The 21,389-nt window shown below is 31.0% G+C and carries 19 protein-coding genes; 7 read left to right on the forward strand and 12 right to left on the reverse strand.

Going from position 1 to position 21,389, the window contains the following annotated elements:
* Positions 1–197: 197 nt before the first annotated feature.
* Entirely contained in the window at positions 198–878 is a 681-nt protein-coding gene (locus ACE193_RS22750; protein WP_375560479.1) for an RNA-binding domain-containing protein, read from the forward strand.
* A 33-nt stretch (positions 879–911) separates the two neighbouring features.
* On the opposite strand, the gene ACE193_RS22755 is transcribed toward ACE193_RS22750, so the two are convergent.
* On the reverse strand, positions 912–3,128 hold the full coding sequence (locus tag ACE193_RS22755) for a tetratricopeptide repeat protein (protein WP_375560480.1): 2,217 nt from the start codon (positions 3,126–3,128) through the stop codon (positions 912–914).
* Between the two features lie 437 nt (positions 3,129–3,565).
* On the opposite strand from ACE193_RS22755, the gene ACE193_RS22760 reads away from it, so the two are divergent.
* The gene (locus ACE193_RS22760; protein ID WP_375560481.1) at positions 3,566–4,918 is read left to right on the forward strand and encodes a metallophosphoesterase; all 1,353 of its coding nucleotides are present in this window, start codon (positions 3,566–3,568) and stop codon (positions 4,916–4,918) included.
* Positions 4,919–5,000: 82 nt separating this feature from the next.
* Here ACE193_RS22760 and ACE193_RS22765 read toward each other — a convergent pair whose 3' ends face one another.
* From ACE193_RS22765 to ACE193_RS22780, 4 genes are all read right to left on the reverse strand, one after another.
* Positions 5,001–5,348, reverse strand: coding sequence for a hypothetical protein (locus tag ACE193_RS22765; protein WP_375560482.1), 348 nt, complete (start codon positions 5,346–5,348; stop codon positions 5,001–5,003).
* A gap of 115 nt (positions 5,349–5,463) precedes the next feature.
* Positions 5,464–6,645, reverse strand: coding sequence for a TerC/Alx family metal homeostasis membrane protein (locus ACE193_RS22770; RefSeq protein WP_375560483.1), 1,182 nt, complete (start codon positions 6,643–6,645; stop codon positions 5,464–5,466).
* Positions 6,646–7,028: 383 nt separating this feature from the next.
* Complete coding sequence (gene nhaC, locus ACE193_RS22775; protein ID WP_375560484.1) at positions 7,029–8,555, reverse strand: Na+/H+ antiporter NhaC; 1,527 nt, start codon at positions 8,553–8,555, stop codon at positions 7,029–7,031.
* Between the two features lie 115 nt (positions 8,556–8,670).
* On the reverse strand, positions 8,671–10,218 hold the full coding sequence (locus tag ACE193_RS22780) for a hypothetical protein (RefSeq protein WP_375560485.1): 1,548 nt from the start codon (positions 10,216–10,218) through the stop codon (positions 8,671–8,673).
* A 191-nt stretch (positions 10,219–10,409) separates the two neighbouring features.
* On the opposite strand from ACE193_RS22780, the gene ACE193_RS22785 reads away from it, so the two are divergent.
* The 5 genes from ACE193_RS22785 to ACE193_RS22805 all read left to right on the forward strand — a co-directional run bounded on the left by ACE193_RS22785 (position 10,410) and on the right by ACE193_RS22805 (position 14,843).
* Positions 10,410–11,741, forward strand: a complete 1,332-nt coding sequence (locus tag ACE193_RS22785) for an OmpA family protein (protein WP_375560486.1) — start codon at positions 10,410–10,412, stop codon at positions 11,739–11,741.
* A 364-nt stretch (positions 11,742–12,105) separates the two neighbouring features.
* Positions 12,106–13,464: a sodium:proton antiporter NhaD gene (gene nhaD / locus ACE193_RS22790; protein WP_375560487.1), complete on the forward strand. Its 1,359-nt coding sequence runs from the start codon at positions 12,106–12,108 to the stop codon at positions 13,462–13,464.
* Positions 13,465–13,491: 27 nt separating this feature from the next.
* On the forward strand, positions 13,492–13,920 hold the full coding sequence (locus ACE193_RS22795; protein ID WP_375560488.1) for a hypothetical protein: 429 nt from the start codon (positions 13,492–13,494) through the stop codon (positions 13,918–13,920).
* Positions 13,920–14,420, forward strand: a complete 501-nt coding sequence (locus ACE193_RS22800; RefSeq protein WP_375560489.1) for a hypothetical protein — start codon at positions 13,920–13,922, stop codon at positions 14,418–14,420. Before ACE193_RS22795 ends, ACE193_RS22800 begins: the two co-directional genes overlap by 1 nt.
* Positions 14,421–14,432: 12 nt before the next feature.
* The gene (locus ACE193_RS22805) at positions 14,433–14,843 is read left to right on the forward strand and encodes a protein-export chaperone SecB (RefSeq protein WP_375560490.1); all 411 of its coding nucleotides are present in this window, start codon (positions 14,433–14,435) and stop codon (positions 14,841–14,843) included.
* Positions 14,844–14,916: 73 nt separating this feature from the next.
* Here ACE193_RS22805 and ACE193_RS22810 read toward each other — a convergent pair whose 3' ends face one another.
* From ACE193_RS22810 to ACE193_RS22840, 7 genes are all read right to left on the reverse strand, one after another.
* Positions 14,917–15,039, reverse strand: coding sequence for a hypothetical protein (locus ACE193_RS22810; RefSeq protein ID WP_375560491.1), 123 nt, complete (start codon positions 15,037–15,039; stop codon positions 14,917–14,919).
* 29 nt (positions 15,040–15,068) lie between these two features.
* Complete coding sequence (locus tag ACE193_RS22815; RefSeq protein ID WP_375560492.1) at positions 15,069–15,239, reverse strand: hypothetical protein; 171 nt, start codon at positions 15,237–15,239, stop codon at positions 15,069–15,071.
* A 127-nt stretch (positions 15,240–15,366) separates the two neighbouring features.
* The gene (locus tag ACE193_RS22820) at positions 15,367–16,716 is read right to left on the reverse strand and encodes a UDP-glucose dehydrogenase family protein (RefSeq protein WP_375560493.1); all 1,350 of its coding nucleotides are present in this window, start codon (positions 16,714–16,716) and stop codon (positions 15,367–15,369) included.
* Between the two features lie 193 nt (positions 16,717–16,909).
* Complete coding sequence (locus ACE193_RS22825; protein ID WP_375560494.1) at positions 16,910–18,145, reverse strand: esterase-like activity of phytase family protein; 1,236 nt, start codon at positions 18,143–18,145, stop codon at positions 16,910–16,912.
* 86 nt (positions 18,146–18,231) lie between these two features.
* On the reverse strand, positions 18,232–18,795 hold the full coding sequence (gene rimM / locus ACE193_RS22830) for a ribosome maturation factor RimM (RefSeq protein ID WP_375560495.1): 564 nt from the start codon (positions 18,793–18,795) through the stop codon (positions 18,232–18,234).
* Positions 18,796–19,003: 208 nt separating this feature from the next.
* Positions 19,004–19,459 carry a MarR family winged helix-turn-helix transcriptional regulator gene (locus ACE193_RS22835; RefSeq protein WP_375560496.1) on the reverse strand — a complete coding sequence of 152 codons (456 nt, stop codon included), beginning with the start codon at positions 19,457–19,459 and terminating at the stop codon, positions 19,004–19,006.
* A 299-nt stretch (positions 19,460–19,758) separates the two neighbouring features.
* A complete protein-coding gene (locus ACE193_RS22840; protein ID WP_375560497.1) occupies positions 19,759–21,363 on the reverse strand; it encodes a hypothetical protein in 1,605 nt (534 codons plus the stop codon).
* Positions 21,364–21,389 lie beyond the last annotated feature (26 nt).

Consider the following 21,389-nt stretch of genomic DNA (forward strand, 5'->3'; position numbering starts at 1 on the left):
ATTTAACAGCTATTTTTTAAAATTAGCAGAGTCAAAAGGAACTTTGTTTGTTCTTTTCCCCTTTTATTTTTTAGTGAATAATACAATCAAAAATGATTTGATAAATAAGTTTTAGTTTTTTTTAGACTTTATAGCTAAAAATAATGTGCAAATTTTATTTGTATTATTCTTTTATCCACACTAAAATACTATTTGCCATGACACATACCATGAGATATAAAGACCTCAGAAAATTGGTTGCAGAAGGAGAAGGTTTGCATATAGAATTTAAACGAAAAGTATATTACCCTCAAAAAATATTGCGTGAAGTAGTTGCATTTGTAAATACAGATGGAGGCAAGTTATGTATTGGTGTGTCAGATGACGGACAAATACCTGGTTTGAAATATCCTGACGAAGCTATTTATATGATGGAAAAAGCAATGGAGGATTTTTGTAAGCCTGCTGTTACTTATACCATTTATAGAGTATCAGTTCCTTATACAAATGGTTGTGAAGTAGTTGTTTTTGATTTTGAACCACATCCACAACGTCCTATTTATTTATTGTATAAAAAAAATACACGAGTAGGAAAGGCGTATGTTAGGATTGCAGATAAGAGTGTACAGGCAAGCAAAGAAATGCGTAAAATAATGAAGGCACGAGCAAATGAAAAAGATGTTTTGTTACAATATGGTCAAAATGAAAGAATACTTTTGCAATATTTAGGTTCGCATAAACGCATTAATTTGGAAGAGTATGCCAAATTGGTAAATATCTCTGAAAAAGAAGCCTCGACTATTTTAGTAAACATGACACTTGCAAATATCATCGAAGTAAAGCCACAAGAAGGTGGTTATGATTTTTTTGTACATGGAAGAGTGGGCTTTAAAGCATAAAAAAAACAGGGTTTAAACCCTGTTTTTTTAAAATCATTCTTCATTCAATGCAGAAACCGAATCAGCTTGTTTTATATAATTTTCTTGTTTTTCTTCGTCTTCTTCTATTCCATATAATCTAGCAATCGTTCTGTATAACTCTTCTGATTTTGGAAAATAAATAATTGCCCCTTCAAGAGTATAAATAGCCTTTGTTACTTTTCCTTCATCTTCATAAAGTTTGCTTAATTTTAGATAGGCATCTAAATTTCTCTTGTTTTTACTGACAGCTTTCATATACAAATCAACGGCATCTTTGGTTTTATTTGTCGTCGAATCATTCAAACTTTGACTAACATAAATATTCGCCATTCTGTAATAAGCATCTCCTACCACTTCATTGTAATCACTATCTTTAAAAGATACAACAAGTCCATAAGCTGCCGTAGCCGAATCAGGTTCTTCCAAAAACTCATACGTTTTTCCTAAATATAAAAATGCAGTTGGGTTCATTTCCAAAATTCCCCATTGTTTAAAACACTCTACGGCTTGATGATAATCTCCATTTGCTAAACACATTTTTCCATATTCTTCCTGCGTTACGATAGATTGTGGATTAATTTGAATAGCTCGTTTGTAATAACGCCCAGCCTTATCTTCTTGTCCTAAATCAGTATAAACAGTACCCAAAAGAGCAATCGCATCAGCATAACTTGGATAAATAGTAACTGCTTTTCGGAGTTGATCGGCTGCTTTTTCTAAATATCTTGCTTTTTGCCTAAATGAAACTGTACTATCAGCTTCAATAATATAACTTCGTCCTAGCATATAGCGAAGTCGTACACTATTGGGCGAATTATTGGCATCTGCTTTCATTAATGTAAAATCATTCTTCCAAGATTCATTTCGTACTACTGTTTTGATACTATAAAGAACCAAAACAAGTGAAGTTCCTAAAAAAGTATAAGTATAAACCCATTTTGCAGCTCCTTTTTTATTTGCCACAAACCAACCAAATAAATCATATAAACCAAAAGCAGTAGCAATACAAAAAGCTAAAGAGGGTAAATAAAGTAGTCTTTCTGAAATAATTGTTCCAGGGGAAAGAAAAACAAACTCATCGGGATTAATTAAAAATTCTGTGACATAAATGAATAGTAAATAACCAATGAAGTAAAAATAAGCAAAAGTATAAATTCCTTTTTTTCTAATATTAGCAACTGAGATAACACCTGCTCCGACTATACCTAAAAATGTCATGACTACTCGTACATCTGTCCATTCTTTAAGTGTAATCTGATTGAAAGAGTAATCATGAGAAAGATTGATAGGAGCAATCAAAAGCTCAATATATTTAGCAAAAGCAAAAATGAGAGTACTTATTTTTTGAGACAAATCAGCATTTGCAAATGGGTTGTTCAGAATGCTGTGCATCAAATGTGCTTGGTCTATATCCTTTGTAAAAAGGTCTCTTAAAAACCAATATCCAACAGCCGTAAACAAAACAGGAATTGCTAAAACGAAAATATCTGTTTTACGAAGTGGAATAAAGTAATAGAGAATCAAAGGCAAAATTATCAAAAATGAAATTGCTGTCTCTTCTGTCAGAAGAGCTAAGAAAAATGAAACTGCAACTAATGGCAAATAAATAAAACGGATTGCACCTCTAGCAAAGGCTGCACGAAGTAGCAAATAAGTCATTAAAAGAAGCCATAAAAAGGAAAGAAGTTCGTTTCGCCCTTTTATACTTGCTACAATTTCGGTATGAACTGGATGAGCAATAAAAATAAGAGTGGCTACAAAAGCTAAAATTTTACGAGGTCGCTCCTCCAAATAACCTGCAAAAATTCTATTCAAAACAGAAAGTAAAAGCATCCCTGTAAGTGCGTACAAAAGGACATTGATGATATGACTTATATGTGGACTTTCTCCAAATAACGTATATTCAATAGCATAAGTAAGAAGAGTAACAGGCTGATAATGTTCATTTGCAGGAATAAATTTGGACTGTCTATCATTTACTTCTGCATAACTATCTTGTTTAAAAATATTCATGATTCCATCTACTCCCAAACCTTTGTGTGCCATATCACTCTGAGAAAGCAAACGAGAACCTTCAGTGGCATACTCATGAGTAAATGTATTGGCATAAATACCAATAGCAAAAACTACTAAAAATATACGTTGAAAGGTAAGACTAGAAAGCCACTCTCTGCCTAAATAACGAGTGAATTTTTGAAGAGATAAAAGAAAAGTAGAGCGTTGTTTCATCAAAAATTTATATTAAACTATTAAATTATACTATTTGATTTCTATTATAAAATCAAATGAACTGTTACAATCTGTTGCTTTAAAGTTTTACAACTACTATTTGTTTAAACTAACCTAAAAATAGTAGATAGATATTGATTTTCCTAAAACTTCAAACAAAAGTCTGAATAAAATGAAAGGAAATTAATAAAATTAATTAACTCTATAAATTATCATTGTAGATACCATAATCAACAATGAAGTTAAATAGTGTTTAATTTTTCTCAAATGAGGTTATAAAACTAACCAAACAAAGTTCAATTCGTTTACCAAAAAGAATTTATCAATCGGCTTTTTTAATTTACTCGTCGAAATAAACCAAAGGTTGATGTTTTTGCTTCAAAATAGAACTTCAAAATTACCTTTTCAAAACTTTTATCTTCCACTCTTTACTTCTTATGAACCGACAATTATTTTCACTTGTACTTATAGTAGTACTTCTTTTATTAGATGTTTATATTTTTCAACTCATCAAAACGCTTACAATTTCATCAAGTGAGACGACTCGCAAAACTATTCACTTTATTTATTGGGGAATAAACGTTCTTACTTTGGCTGGAATTGTGGTTTATAATTTCTTTCCTCCTGACCAAATTCCTTATACATTCAGACAGTTTTTGCTGACTTGGGCATTTATGCTTTATATTTCTAAAATCTTTGGAGCTTTATTTTTGATTATTGATGATGTAATTCGTCTTTTTACTTGGGCATATTACAAAATAAATCCATCAATTACTTCTGAGATTTCTGATGTAGTAGGAACAACAACTCAAAATACGGAAGGAATTCAAGATACCACAAACAAAATTCCTCGTTCAGAATTTTTGATGAAAGCTGGTGTTGTGGCAATGGCAACTCCTTTAGTTACGCTGAGTTGGGGAATTGTTTCGGGAGCGCATGATTACACAGTCAGAAAAAAGACAATCGTTTTGCCAAATCTTCCAAAGGCATTTGATGGAATAAAGATGGTTCAGATTTCTGATGTACATTCAGGAAGTTTTTTTAATAAAAAAGCTGTTGAGGGTGGAATTGATTTAATTATGAAACAAAAACCTGATGTGATTTTATTTACAGGAGATTTGGTAAATAACATGGCAACCGAAATGAAGGATTATCAAGATATTTTTAGCAAACTCAAAGCTCCAATGGGAGTTTATTCTACCTTAGGAAATCACGATTATGGCGATTATGTTAGGTGGGAATCTCCAGCAGCAAAACGCAAAAATTTAGAAGATTTGAAGCAAACACATGGCAGGATGGGTTGGAAATTATTAATGAATGAACATCATTTTTTAGAAACCAATAATGAAAAAATTGCGCTTATTGGCATTGAAAATTGGGGGGCGAAGGGAAATTTTGCTCGTCATGGAGATTTAGAAAAAGCATATCAAGGTACTCAAGATGCACCTGTCAAAGTTTTACTTTCTCACGACCCTAGCCACTGGGACGCACAAGTAAATGGCTCAAAGGCACACCTTTATACTGAAAGTTTTGATAAAGCTGGTATTCAAAAACGTGCTTTCAAAGATATTGATTTGACTTTGGCAGGACATACACACGGAATGCAGTTTGGTATTGATACAGAAGTTTTTAAATGGAGTCCTGTGCAGTGGATGTATGAGCAATGGGCAGATTTGTACAAGCATGAAAACCAGTATTTATATGTCAATCGTGGTTTTGGTTATTTGGTTTATCCAGGAAGAGTTGGAGTTTTACCAGAGATTACAGTTTTAGAATTGAAATCGGCTTAAAATACAAGCTAAAAAAGACAATAGAAAAGCCCATATTTCTAAGGATAGAAATATGGGCTTTATTGGTTAATCTGAAAAGGTTTTAGTTTTTGTGATTATCTCCTCCCAAACTATAATAATTATTTTCTTCGTCTTCTGAACCAACGCTTTCTTGTTGGTCATCTAACTCAGAACCAGGAACATCTATCGTTTCTCCTTCAAAATTTGATTTTGCATTGTGCAAAGGAGTTTCTTCATAGAGTTCATTCCTGTCATTAGGAGTAGGAATGCTTTTATCAATGATTGATTCATTATCATTGGCGATATTAGTTACTTTTTTTCCTTTACTATAAATATCTTCTTTAGGCTTATAATCAAATTTGTCTTTGAAGTATTCTTGTGAAGAGTCTGTATCTTTATTTTGTTCATTATTTTTGTCTTGCGTTTTCATAAAAGTATGATTTTTAGATTAAAAAATGAGAAAGAATAATAATTTATTACCTTCTTTCACTTATAAACACTAAAAACTACTTAAATGTTGGAGAAAATAAAAAACTGTCTTTGGACTATCCAACATCTCTTATATTCCCTTTATCTTCTTTTTGAGAGATTACCTCTGCTTTTTGGGGAAAAATAACAGAAGCTAAAATACTGATAGCAAGTATTCCTAAGATAATAAAAATAGAATGTTTGTTGGTAAAACCTAATGTTTTGAGCCATGTTCCTGCAAGCATTTTGATGCCAATATAACTAAGAAGGAAAGCCAAACCCAGTTTGAGATAATGAAAAAGGTGCATAATATTCGACAAGAAAAAGAACATCGAACGCAAACCTAAAATCGCAAAAATATTAGAAAAAAAGACTACATAAGGGTCTTGTGTAACAGCAAAAATAGCAGGAATAGAATCAACAGCAAATATCAAATCTGTAAACTCAATAACTAAAACAACAATAAAAAGTGGAGTAACTGCCCAAGTTATTTTCTTTGTAGAGCGTCTTTTTTCTTTGGTCTTATCTTTTTTACTTGTCTTTAATTTTTCCTTTCCTTCAAACGTAGGAAGTGGAATAAAAAAATGAGAACCCACATAACGAGGATACACATTAAATATTTTAGAAGCCCATTTTACTATCCAGCTATCATTAGTATCAATTTCTTCTTCTTCTTCCCCTTTTATAAATTCATAAAACATCTTTCCACCCGTAAAAATCAAAAATGCTCCAAATACATATAAAACCCAATGTGCATGTTGAATAATCGTTGCTCCAAGAAAAATAAAGAGAAAGCGCATCACAATAGCTCCTAAAATACCCCAAAAGAGTACTTTTTTGAAATATTTTTCAGCAACTCCAAAGGAACTAAAAATCAAAATGATAACAAAAATATTATCAACTGAAAGAGAATATTCTAATAAATAGCCTGTTATGAAGTCTAATGACATTTTATCTCTATAATTCTGAACACTTAGTGCATAATTACCTTCTACCAAAATACCACCTCTATCTTCTTCTGCAATATATTTTTCTACAATCCGTTTGACATCATCATAACTTTCTACTCCATGGACAAGGTCGCCATAAAAATCTAAAAATACCCAAAAACCTAATGCTAATAGTATCCAAAAAACACTCCAAATAGCTGCCTCTTTAAATGAAATAACGTGATTCTCTTTCGAAAATACACCTAAATCAACTAAAAGGATAAGGATAATAAAAATCGTAAAGAGTCCAAAAAATATATATTCGTTCATAAAATTACTGACTGCAAACACTCAATTATAGAGTATAAGTAAAGTGTTGAATGTGCTTTTTAATTATTTTTTTATATTAAAATGCCAATTCATTAATTAGTTTGATTGATTTTTATGGATAGTACGTTGCTAAAGGCGAGTTAAAAATTAACTGAAAGATATAGAATTTTTAATAACCCTACAAAGAAAGTCAAAAAATACTATAATTCTACACTGCATTTTACAAAATTTGTTTCTAACAGTAATAATTTTGAGAATTTGCATAAAAATATATAATTTTCCTCAAAAGAAAAGTAGCTTAGGAATAGAAATCAAATTACTATTATTCTATAAGCTCATAATCAATAAATTAAAACTGTAATCTTTCAGTTCCTAACTATTCTTTAGTTAATAGGTTCTCCTGTTTCTGGATTTATTTTTTTGATACGTATTCCTACATAACCAAAAATAATACTCATAAAAGGGCTAATAATATTGAAAAAACAATAAGGGGCATAATCTAAAGTAGCTACTTTCAAAACTCCTGCTTGTGTAGCTCCACAGGTATTCCAAGGAATCAAAACAGAAGTAACTGTTCCTGAATCTTCAAGCGTTCGGCTCAAGTTTTCAGGTGCAAGTCCTTTTTGACGAAAAGCATTGGCATACATCTTTCCAGGTACAACCACTGCCAAATATTGGTCAGAAGCTGTTAAGTTAAATACAATACAAGTACCAACTGTAGCTGCAATCATCGAACCAGTAGAGTGTGCAAGCGAAATAACAGCATTACTAATACGTGCCAACATTCCAGCCGAATCCATTACACCTCCAAAAATCATTGCACACAAAATTAACCAAATTGTTCCTAACATTCCCTTCATTCCACTGCTAGATAAAAGTCCGTTTACTGTTTCGCTATCCGTAACAAGGCTTACATCACCAAACATTGCCATCATAACAGCCGTATAACCTTCAAAATTTTCTAAAGCAAACATCCTCATATTTCTATAAACTGTTTCTGGTTCTTTGCTCAAACTTTCTAAAGTAGGAGCTACATTGGCTACTTGGTCAATGATTTCAGGTTGAAAAATAATAGCAAAAACACCTCCCAAAACACTTCCAATCAGAAGTGAAGGCAAAGCAGGAACTTTTTTGACAATCAAAACAATAACAGCCACAGGAACAACAAAAAGTAAAGGGTTTATAGAAAATTTGTTTTCAATAGCAGCCATAATTTCATTAACATTACTTGCTGAAGCTGTATTTTCACTCATCAAGCCAATTATTAAAAACAAAATCAAAGTAATTGTAAAAGAAGGAACTGTCGTAAATAACATATAACGAATGTGTGTAAAAAGGTCTGTTCCAGCCATTGCAGGAGCAAGATTAGTTGTGTCTGATAAAGGTGACATTTTATCTCCAAAATAAGCACCCGAAATAATTGCGCCAGCTACTAATCCTTCATCAAAACCAAGAGCAGCACCAATACCCAAAAGAGCAATTCCAACTGTTGCAATCGTCGACCAAGAACTTCCTGTTCCAAGTGAAACCAAAGCACAAACAATACAAGAAGCCACCAAGAAAAAAGTAGGGGTCAAAACTTGTAAACCATAATAAATAAGGGCTGGAACGATTCCACTAAGCATCCAAGTACCAGCCAATGCACCAATCATCAATAAAATCAAAACGGCAGACATAGCTGAATTAATACTGTCCAAAACACCATCCATTACCTGTGTCCAATTCATTTTGAGATACCAAGCGACTAAACCAGCGATTGCACCAGCCAAAAGCAAAGCGACTTGATTTGCTCCAGAAGTAGCATTATCTCCAAAAATAAGCACATTGAAGACTAACAAAACAATTAAGGAAAGTATCGGAATGAGGGATTGAAAGAGAGTAGGTGTAGGCGTTTTTTGGTTCGTGGACATTATTTAGTGTTTTGTTTGTGAGTGTTTAGTGATTCGCTTCAGTTTTGTGGTTTTAAATAACTAATTGTTAATCACTAAACACGTATCACTAATTTTGAAGCAAATTAATAAAAAATTAATCTAAACACATAAAAATTCCAAAAATAAAAAATGGAAGAAAACCAATTTTATATCGAACAAGCGTACCCAAATTAGGTGCAGAGAGAGCCAAAAGAGTAGCCATTCCCACACAAAAAATAATTCCTACGAGCCATAGAATAGCTAAAGAATCATTTTTTGTAGAATTAGACTTTGAATTAGATTTTTGAGAAGAAAATAAAGAACGAACTTTATAGAATAATTTTTTGATAGAAATAGTATGAACAAATAAAAACAAGATAATCCAGTTTTCGATAACAGAAGCCAAACGATAATAATTGAAAGCAGAACTACCCAAACTAGAAAAATCTATCTCTAAAGGAAAAAATAAACCTGCTAAAAGTGCTTTTGGACTTTGTTCGATAAGTTGAAAGTAACTAGGGTAAGTTTGATATTCTCCATTTTTATAATTGTGATAGATGGGTTCAAAATCATAACTATATGTAAAATTTATTTGACTGTCAAAGTTAGAAGTAGCTAAAATATTTTGTTGATTAATAAAAATAGCCTCTGAAAGACGTGAAAACCATAAGTTAGGATGCAGATTGGAAGCCAAGCCGACAATAAAAACAAAACTTCCTAAAAAGACAGCTAATTGAAAACGAAAAGATGGATTATAAAACTTAGCAAAATAAGTGTGGGCAAAAAAACTTATTCCAAAAGCCAGAAGTAAAGGAATAAGCAGAGCAAAATAATAGTATTTGAGTAAAAATAGACAAAGACAAAGAAGTGAAAATAAAATTAATTTTATAACAATTCCTATAAATTTTAATTTGTTTTCTTTGACGAAAATTTTTGAATAATTGAATCTCAAAATATCTAAAAAGAGAGCAATCACAAGACCCATAATTAGCCACAAAAAACTCTCTTTCATCATAGAAGATGCCCAAAAAGCAACCGAAGGAGTAAAAAAGAAACCAACAGAAAGAGCTAATTTGATTTTTCTAATTTTCTTATCAGAATCATTTGGTTTTATAAACCATTCTGCCAATCGATTTGCACACACCCAAAGACCAAAAAAAGCCATCAAAGAACTGTAAAGACTGGTTAAGTACATATTTTTTGCAGCCAAAACATTCATTAAACTCAAATAACGGACAAAGAAAAAGGCTCGTTCGCCTTCTGTTGCAAAAATATAATTCCAAGAAGAATTGAGTTTGCCTGTCAATAAAAAAGTTAGATAACCATACGTATCACTCCAAAAATAATCACTAAGACGAATTATGTCCTGTTTATAAAAAATAAGGTCAGGAAGAATCATAAAACTCAAATGAAGTTGATACAATAAAGTACCACAAAAAAATTTGAAAAACAAAGCAGGAAAATATACTTTTGCCAGAGTTTTAGTGGCATTAAAAAAATAATGAACAGCAATAATTCCTAGAAAAAGTAAAACAGATACACCTATCATTTTTCGAAGGTTGATAAAGTAAAGTGATTGATAATCAAAATGATAATTTGAGAGTTTGAATTTTATTATGTGCTTATTATCCGTAAAACTAATCTTGTTTTTTTGTAAAGACACTTTTTTTAAACATTTTTGTAAAAGCAAATGACACACTCACAGATTATATCTTCGAAATAGAATAAAGTATAAATCTAAAAAAAGATTAAAAAAGAACGTTTTTTGCTTACTACCTATAATTATAAAAAATACTTATTGTGAAGTAAGAGCTAAAAAAATATCCTATCTTTATCAAAATATGTTTACCAAAAATGAATAAAAAATTACGACCAACTATTCAACTCAATAAAAAAATAGTAGCATTAGCTTGCATTTGTTTGCTTTTTGTTTTTTCATCATTTTTTTCTCCTATAACTCATATAGTTGAAAGCTCTTTTTTGAAGTTATACAAAAATTGGACAACTATACCTTACAAAAATGATTACAACAAAGTCAAAGATAATCATTTTCTTCCTCCCAATTATTTACCTAAAAACTTTTTATCTTCATTCTCTAATCCATTGGATGATCAGCTTATCGATGGGCGTTTTACAATAGGTTATGGCGATAAAAGTATTTTATTTGGTTATCCTTATTCTTTTTCTACATCTCATTTTGTTTTGCAATCAAGTGGAAAATATGCTTCTAATAATCCTGAACTTACTCAAACTATACCATTAAAAGGTGTGCTTATTTCAGAAGTGGAAGAAAACTCTGACCTTACTTTTACCTCAAAAGTAATTTATACGTATGATAATTTATTGATTACTCAAACTTTAGAACCTGTTGGTGCAGATTTAGAAGATTTGGAAAATACATCTAGGGGAAATTATTATAAAATAGAATATGAAATAGAAAATCAATCTGATGCACCAAGAGATGTTGAGTTTACTCTTTTATTAGATCCTATGATTGATGCCAATGATATTTGTAAACTTTCGGCTGATGGTTCGCATATTGGAATGGATAGAAAATTTGAAGCTAATAAAATACCTTTACATTTTAATTTTTATAATGGAGATTTGCAAGCACAATTAGTAACCAAACACAAAAATGTAATTAGTCCAGATTTGGCGTATGTAGGACAATGGGCTTATTTGACAAATGTTTTGCAACTGGAACAGCAAAAAGTAGGAAAATATACAGATGATAGTGCTATTATGTTAAGATGGAATACAAAGACATTGAGAAAAGGAGAGGTACGAAGTTTTAGAGTTTTCTATGGAGTTCCTAAAGGAAAAGAAGGAATAAATTTGCAACATCACCAGCCTGATAGAAAATCTCAAATTACTATTTATTTTGATGCAAATCAAAGTCAATTAAGTTCTGAAGAAGAAGCTCGTTTGAGAGATTTTATTGGCGCAAGGCGTTGGAAAGCTGCTTTAGTAGAAGGATACACTGATGCAAAAGGTTCTGAAAGTGTAAATTTGGAGCTTTCTAAGGATAGAATAAGTCATGTGAGCTATGCTTTACAGATGTTTGGAATCAAGTATGAAAAAATTCTACGCAAATCTCACGGAGAGTTTTTTGCTCGCAATGATGAAACAGCAAGAGGAAATGGAGTGCAAAAAGATAGAAAAGTAGTAGTTACGGTTTGGAGATAAAACTGTATAAAGATAAGCAGTGTATAGTTTAACTAAAAAATATTTTCTTACTTTAAATTCTAATTAAGTTTGTCTATTCTTTTTTATTTTTTCTTGTTTCCTAAGTTTAGAAACTTAACTTTGCAGTAGGTTTATCAAAACCTATTTATTCTCTACCTATTTTTTAACTATATTATTGATTGAATATTATTTTTTGAATTTTATATTGGATTAATTTTAGTTTTTAAGGTTAAAACATAATTAAGTATTCAACTTTTTTATCTAATCAATTTCAAATAAATAGAAATTTATATGTACTGAGATAGTAAAGTAATCTATCTCAATTTCTATCCTTTTTGGCTATTTTCTAACCATTCTTAAACCTATGTCTTACGAGATTGTCGTTATTATAATTTTTGTGTTGGGCTACATGGCTATTGCCCTCGAACATAACATTAAAGTAGATAAAGCTGCTCCTGCGCTACTCATTGCTGTTCTTTGTTGGACAGTTTATATCGTTGCAGAGGGAATCCTTCCCCACAATGAAGAAATGATTCATAAAATTGTTCATGGTCATGATCAAGGCTTACTTACACACCTTGCCGAAACTTCTCAAATTCTATTCTTTTTGCTTTGTGCTATGACTATTGTTGAGGTAATTGATGCCCATCAAGGTTTTGAAGTAATCACGAAAAGAATAACAACAAAGAAAAAACGAAACTTGATTTGGATTATCTGTATCGTAACTTTCTTTTTATCAGCAGCTTTAGATAATCTAGCAACTACAATCGTAATGGTTTCGATGCTTCGTAAACTTGTTACAGATAAAAATGACCGTCTTATGTATGTCAGTATGGTTGTTATTTCAGCGAATGCTGGTGGTGCTTGGTCGCCTATCGGAGATGTTACTACTACGATGCTTTGGATTGGTGGACAAGTAACAACAGTGAATATTATTACAAAACTGATGCTTCCTAGTATTATTTGTTTGCTTGCTCCTCTTACTATTGTTTCTTTCATGATGAAAGGAGATTTGAAACCAGACAAAAAAGGAACACTAGATACAGGTGGACATGGTGGACATGCTCCTGTTAAAGTAAATGATTTTGATAGAAATTTGGTGTTTGGAATTGGGCTTGGTGGTCTTTTGTTTGTACCAATCTTCAAAACAATTACACATCTTCCTCCTTTTATGGGAATGTCGTTTAGTTTAGGAGTTGTTTGGCTTGTTACTGAGGTACTTCATAACCGTAAAAAAGCAGAAGATGGAGCGCACGGAAAACTTTCTGTTGTTGCGATTTTAGAGCGTGTAGATGTTCCAAGTGTATTATTTTTCTTCGGAATCTTGCTTGCAGTAGGTTGCTTGCAGTCTATGGGAACACTTAATAAATTAGCTGTATTTTTAGATGCTACTTTTACAGGAGATGGAGCAGTCTATATTATTGGTCTTCTTTTAGGACTAATGTCTGCTATTGTGGATAATGTGCCTTTGGTAGCTGCTTCTATGGGTATGTATGATTTAAGTGTATATCCACCAGATCACGTATTTTGGGAGTTTATTGCTTACTGTGCAGGAACAGGTGGAAGTACGCTTATTATCGGTTCGGCTGCTGGTGTAGCTGCTATGGGAATGGAACATATTAATTTTATGTGGTATCTCAAAAAAATTGCTTGGCTTTCACTTATCGGATATATTGCTGGTGCTGCTACATTTATGGCAATGCAATTAATTGTTGTGCATTAACTTTAAGGTAATCTTGATCAAATAAAGATGTCAGAAATTGAAAGCAAGTCTGAACAAAATTTAAGAATGGCACGTTTGTCAATAGAGAAAGCGTGTTATGCTACTTCTATTCATTGTTCTTATTATGCTTGTGTACAATTTATGACACATCTTTTATATGATTATTACGAGAAGAGTGACGAAGAAATAAGTATACAGCAAAAGCAAATATCTAAAGAATTGGCAGGAGGTTTTCATGTGTGGATAATAAATTTCTTTGTTATAAAACTTCTTCCTTTTGAAGGTGGAAAAATAGCTAGAGATTTTAGCAGCGATGCGACACAATTAAAAAAATGGAGGGTTTTCGCAGATTATAAGGCGAAAAAAATAACTTCAGATCAAGCCAAACAAGCTCAAACCTATTCAGAAAATATTTTGAAGATTTTACAGAATTACATCAAAAATAAGTCATCATAATGAATACATTTCAATCTCAAGATTTTATAATAAATAAACTAAATAATTTAGTAGAAAAACTACCTTACATTTTTGTTAAATATGAAAATGATTTAGAGGGAAGTCATTTTATAGAAATAAAATCATCTCAAGATAACACTTTTGATGATTTTATAGATAAATTTACTTTACAACTTCTTACAAGTTTTGTTAGTTTATTTTCTAACGAAAACATAGCTTTTTTAAATGAAGGATCTTTATATGAAATTGAAAATTTAACTTATTCTAAAAAAGGTAAATCATTTGAATTAACAAAAAATTTAAGTTCAAAAGTTGAAAATTTTGCTTTTCCTTTACAAAGAATTATAAAGAATTATGCCCCCAAATTTCCAGAAAAAATAAATTTTTCAATAAAAGATAATTTTAGTAAATATTGTGAACAGTATTTGCTATCTGTTCCATTAAAAGATAAATCTGTATCTAATTCTAGTGCAGAGGAGGATTTTGTTCTTGCTGCATAAACCAAACAATGTATGAAACCTACTACATCTTCGAAGGATTCTTTTGAACTGTTAAACATAATTCTTTTAGAAAGTAACTTTAAAAGAGATGTTGAAATTAGTTATACAGACGAAGAATTTAAAAGTAACATAGATATAGGAATAGAAAATCAATTAAAAGACAGTATACTTTTTGTTGAAGTATCCTTAACTTACTCTTCTGGTATAGAAGATAGCAAGGAAATAGAGGCTTTTATAAAAATGATAGGTGTATTCAAATGTCCTGAAAACTCTGCTTTGTCTATTGATACGTTTGGGAAAATTAATGCCCCAGCTATATTATTTCCTTTTATAAGAGAAAATTTAGCATCTGTTTCAATGAAAGCAGGTATAAATCCTATTTTATTACCTCCTGTAAACTTTGTGAAGTTATCACAAAAATAATTTTTAATGCAATGAAATAAAAACAACGCTATGAAGAAATTCGTAGCGTTATTTTTCTGTTTCAGAATTTTTATCAATTATCTAAAATATCATTTTCTTCCATAGTATCTGATTTGAGTTTTGGCTTATCTTTAAAGAAATAAACGACAAAAGTAAGCAGCCAAAATAAGACACAATTATAAAATAGATTTTTCAAATTCCAGCCTTCATTTGGGTAGCCTTCATTTATCCAAAATCGTTCGTAATACTGAAAGGAAAACCAATTTTTATTTCAAAAGCTCTTTCTTTTGGAAAGTTAAACCAATCAGGTAAAATACTATATAAAAAAGTCAGAAAAGACACAGCAAAAAATAAAATGGCTGATTGAAAAGTTACTTTGAAAAGAAATTTTAGCATAATTTTGAAAATAAAACCCACGAATAAATTCGTGGGTAAAAAATCTAGGTAATAGAAATTTAATGAAGTAAATATGTTCAAATACTAACTCAGTGTACAATTTATCCTTCACAATTCATCATTCTTTCTATGCTTCTTGAGGAATTTGTTTTTTCTCTCTTGTATCAACAGCTTGTCTTCCAATGCTATTGTAATATGTTTTGAGGTCTTCCATTTGAGCTAGGTCAAATACATTTCTTCCATCAAAAATAACTCTTTCTTTCATGATAGAGAATGTTTTTTCGAAGTCTGGAGTACGGAAAACATTCCATTCTGTTACGATAATCAAAGCATCAGCATTTTTGAGGGCATTATATTGATTTTCTTCGAAAGAAACTCTCTCATCTCCTTCATATTGTTCGTGTACATTTTCCATTGCTTCTGGGTCAAAAGTAGCCACTGTTGCACCTGCTGCCAAAAGCTCATCAATAATATAAAGTGCTGGAGCTTCTCTAATATCATCTGTATTTGGTTTGAAAGCAAGTCCCCACATTGCAAAATGTTTTCCTGTCAAATCTTCACCATAAAATGATTTGATTTTATCTACCATTACTATTTTTTGACGTTCGTTTACTTTCATTACCGAACTCAAAATCTTAAATTCATATTTATTTTCATTGGCTGTTCTTTCCAAAGCCTGTACATCTTTTGGAAAACAACTTCCACCATAACCCACACCAGCAAACAAAAATCGCTGACCAATGCGATTATCCGAACCCATTCCTTTACGAACAAAATCAACATTTGCACCTACAAGTTCACAAATATTTGCAATTTCATTCATAAAACTAATGCGAGTTGCAAGGTAAGAATTGGCTGCATATTTTGTCATTTCAGCCGAACGCTCATCCATAAAAATAACAGGATTTCCTTGTCTTACATACGGATTGTAGAGTTTTTCCATTACTTTTTTGGCTCTATCCGAAGAAGTACCTACCACCACTCTATCAGGTTTCATAAAATCATCAACAGCTACACCTTCTCTCAAAAATTCAGGATTCGAAACTACATCAAATTCTGTTTTGGCATTGGCAGCAATCGCAGCATGTACACGCTCGGCAGTACCAACAGGAACAGTACTTTTATCAACAATAACTTTATAATCAGTTATCATTTTGCCCAACTGTTCGGCAACACCCAATACATACGAAAGGTCAGCAGAGCCATCTTCTCCTGGAGGAGTTGGGAGAGCTAAGAAAATAATTTGAGCATCTTTGATAGCTTCCTCTAAATCAGTAGTAAATAATAGACGTTCTTGTTTGATATTTCTTTCAAATAAAACTTGTAATCCCGGTTCATAAATCGTTAATTTTCCCGATTTCAAGCGATTAATTTTATTCTCATCAATGTCCACACACATGACTTGATTTCCAGTTTCTGCAAAACAAGTTCCTGATACTAAACCTACGTATCCTGTACCAATGACTGCTAATTTCATATATAAAAAATAATTTTGAATGAATTAAAAAGAAATGAATAAAACGGATTCTTATTAGAATATATAAAAAAATAACAGATAAATAGTTATGCCGTTTTATGTTTATGATTACAAAGATACAAAAAGTAGATTTTAAGAAAGATTTTAAGAGGGAATATTTTCTTTATACTTGTGCTTGTATGTTGCTGGCTATTTATTCAATAATCTCAAAAATCAAAAACTGTGTCTTTTGAATAGCTTGAAAATTATTATCAGATACAAAAATGATTGTTTTGTTACCATTTTCAAGGTTTTTACCAAAACTCATTCCTTCAATATTATCAACATGATTGAGATTCATTTTTGATAAATCTGCTACCAACGTTTTCTTTAAAGGAACATAATCTTTATTTGGAACTAGGTTTTTTAGACTTTCTATATTTTTAGAGTCAGTTGCATTTTCTGTATCTACTAAAAATAATTTTACAACAGTTCCTTCATCTTTCGGATAGCCTTGTGAATATGAACGCTCCAAGACTAAGAATTGTGTATTCTTTGAATTTGTATTTTTATCTGTTTTCCATTCCAAAATTTCTACAACTCCATTAAGTCCATAAGCTGTTTTTGGAATTGGTTCTTTAGCTACTGGCTCAGCTAAATAGACAAATTCTTGCTCAAACTCTGATGTATTTCTATCCAAACACATCAAACGAATAGGAAATATCCCTTCTGTTTTTTTAGTCATTTCGCCATCTTGTTGTAAAGAAGTTTCGGAAAGCAACCAAATTTTTTCTTCTTTTTGTGTTGAAAAAGTAAGTGATTCAATGGCTGCATTGTGATACCAACCTTTATTTTGAGTGGTGTCAATGAAATGTTGAGGCAAATTTAGTTTTCTAATTTGGTTTCCATTTGTGTCCATTTCTGCAATAAAAGGAAGAATATTTCGCTCTCTATCTCCTTCACTACTCCAAAAAAGTGTATTTGATTGAGATGAAAAAATAATACTTTCAGGGTCAGCAGTTTTCATTCCTTCACTTTTTGTGGGATAGAGTTGAGTATTTTCTTGTTTGAGAAAACTGACAGAGTTGATTTGAAGGGTTGTGAAGCTATCTTTTGTATAATTTAATTTGGCTGTATAAAAACGCAAACGTCCATTTTCATCAAACAAATCATCTGAAAGTAAATAATAACTATCTGTTGATTTGTTGTAATCAATTCCTGAGATTCCTCCTACTGTCATTTTTTCGTTATCCTCTCCGAAAGTTTCTTCGAAGGGAATAATCTTTTCTCCAATAAAACGAAATTTAAAAGGTGGTTTTGATTCTTTTTGATTTTGTGTTTGGGTAGAGTTATTTTTTTGAGTTTGGCAATTTGTGAGTAGTAAAATAACAAAAAAAACTAGGCTATATAAACTTAGATAAGTTATTTTTTGATTGTAAATTTTTCTCATCGTACTTATGTTGTTGGTGTCGCTGTCGTTAAAACACCAACAACAACAGGTAGTTTAATAGTAGTATAAACAGGCTAGTTTTTTCTTTACTCTTGCAAATCTTTTTCTTCTTTTTCATTATCATCACTCAAATAAACCTCTAAAAGACCTTCTGGAAGTTGCATCAAAATAGATTTATTTTCTCTATTAAACTCTTTTATCAATTCTTTTTTGAGAGGAATCAAAACTTCTTTTTCTTTATGATTAATAACTAACAAATCATTTTGAGGAAGATTATAGATTGTTTCTATTTTTCCAATTTCACCTGTTTTTATATCAGAAACTAAAAAACCAATTATTTCATGATAAAAAAATTCATCGTCTTTTAATTTTGGAACAAACTCATCAGGCAAAAATAATTTTAGTTTACGAAACTCTTCTGCTTGTTCGATTGTGTCTATTCCTTCTAGTTTTAAGATTACTTTTTGTCCGACCTGTGGACGCAGATTTTCTACAAAAAAAGGAACTAATTGTCCTTTTTGTTCCACCAAAATAGATTCAATGCCAAGATATAAATCAATGTTATCAGTATCCCAAAAAGCTTGAATATCGCCTCTGAGTCCGTGAGGTTTGATGAGTGAACCGAGTTCGAAACAGTTTTCTTTATTCATATACAAAGTAAAAATTCAGAAGTTAGATTTTGGAAGTAAATACACTATGCCAAATACCAACTACTTACATTTATTTTTATTGAAAAATTATATTTGATATTTTTATAGGAAACACAAAAATACGACTTCCTGTATTAAAAAACGATTGTCAAAACAAAAAAATATTCCTGTATTTCAACTTCTGAAATTTAAAATTGTACCTCTGACTTTATTTTTCTTCTCTCATTTTATCCAAAAGTGCGCTGAGTAGCCCTGCTTCTGCATCTGAAAGATTTAGATAATTTGGTTTGTCAATGGGTTCTTCGTTGTCTATTTCTTTCAAAAGATCTAGTCCTGCATCTGTAATCGAAATATTCACTTCTCTTCTATCTACTTCTCCACGCCATTTATTGATATAATCTTTTTTAATTAATTTATCCATAATTCGTGTTGTATTCGAATTTTTATCAATCATTCGATCTGTAATATCTTTTGCACACAAAGGAGTAGGATGTGAGCCACGCAAAATACGAAGCACATTATACTGTTCTTGTGAAACTCCATAACATTTGAGTTTACCAACTACTTTACCACGTAACCAACTTGCTGTAAACATAATATTTAACATTGCCTTGTGTTGGTCAGATTTGAACTTGTTCGTTTTTAATGCTTCTTCTATTTTCATTTTTAATAAAGTAAATGATTGTTTTGGGAGTGATTAACTGATTTCTCAATTATTGTACCTACAACTACTTTTGATTGATTTATGTTTTAATATTATTTAGGGTATGTGCCTACAAACAGTCTGCTCTACGAGATTGACTTACACTACAATCAATAAAAATGTCTAGTCGTATGAAAAAATACTTGAGTCTAACAAATACGGTTAATCAAATAAATTAGGGTATTTTTTTACCTCAAACTGTCAGAGTAATTTTGGATTGTCATAAACATGGTTTGATAGAATCTGTAATTAGATTTTCTTTAAAAGACAATCAATTTCCAAACTTCAATTTCTTCTGTTTTCCAAACTGATTGCCATTCTATGAGTTTGTTTTGGTGTTCGCTAAAATAAAGAGTAAGCATATCTGTTTGTAATTTGCTGGTTTTGGCAGGTAAAATAAAATAAATATTGGATAAATTTATTTTATGATTATTATCCGTAATTTTTGTATTTTTTATATTCTGAATTGGAATAACTAAATTATTTTGTAATTGGTCTTTGTCAAACTTTGAAGTAACCGAAGTAAAAAATGGTAGTGATGTTTTGTTATTTAAGTTTGCATTCCAATCAATATATGTTTTTTGGTCGGAGAAATAACTTTTATAAATATTCTCTAAAACAGCTTTTGCTTCGATATATTTTTGGCGAGTAACAAGACTTTCCGAAATATAAACAGCCAAACTTCCACTTAATTCAATAACAATCAAAATGACTATTCCTGCAAAAATAATTTTTTGATGAATTTTGAAAGAAACGACATCCTTAAATCTATTTGCACCAATCAAAGGTAAAAGTCCTCCATACGCACAAAGAGCCAATAAAAAACCATTTTCTGTATCCAAACTAACATATTCTGTCCACGCCCAAATCAGAAAAATAACAATCCAATATGTAATCAGACGATACCGAGAAAGATTGTAATTTCCCAAAAATAAAAACCAAAAAATAAGCAAAGCAATTTGTAAAACAACATAACGAAACTCTAAAATTGGATTTCCCTCAACAGGAAAAACAGAATCATAGTGCAATAAAAATTCTGTAATTTCTTGAATAGCTTCTTCTGAAAAATGTGGGTTTGTTGTGTTTTTTTCTAAATCAAATTCTTGAAAACCACTAAGCCATAAATTAAAATCGTTTTTAGACCAATTTATCTCTATCAAATGCTCATCTAAAAGCCATTGAGGAACATTTTTTTCAATCTTTTCTGATGAGAAATGAATTGTATTTTCATTACTACTTATTTCATTTTGAATCAAATCCCAAACTAAAGCCAATAAAATAATAGAAACCAAAATAACAACTTGAGGAATCTGATTTTTGAAATTTTCCTTCTTCAAATACCAAAGTGAAAATGGAATACTGGCAGCCATTGCCCACCCAAAACCTTTTACAGACCAAAAAAGACCTACCACACAAAGAAGCGTTCCGACAAAACTATTGATATAAAAAGCTGTATTTTTTTTGAAATTAATAATCAAAAGACTTACGCCTGAAAGTACACAAATTGTTGCCACAACATGCCTATCCAACCACAAAAGCATCGGAATAAAAGCAACAAAAAAGACCAAAATATAAAGAATAAGAACTCTAATTTTTTGATTTAAATCAGAAAGAGATGTGAAAAGTTGAGCAAAAACAGCCGAAAAGCTAAAACCCAAGCTAACTATCAAAACCCAAGACATAAAAGTAAAGTTATTCGTAGTAATTTGGTTGGCAAAGTCATATAGAAATTCCAAAGTAGGTTCGCTATACGAAGCCCAAAAAACAGAATAAACAAAGGCTAATAAAATGCTATGCAACAGTAAGCTAAAAAGCCAACTCAAAAAAGGATTCTTTAAAAAAGTAGTAGTTTCAGTATTATTCAAATTCTTAATGCTTTTATTCAAAAATA

It is taken from the genome of Bernardetia aquimarina, from assembly GCF_042180575.1.
Classification (GTDB): domain Bacteria; phylum Bacteroidota; class Bacteroidia; order Cytophagales; family Bernardetiaceae; genus Bernardetia.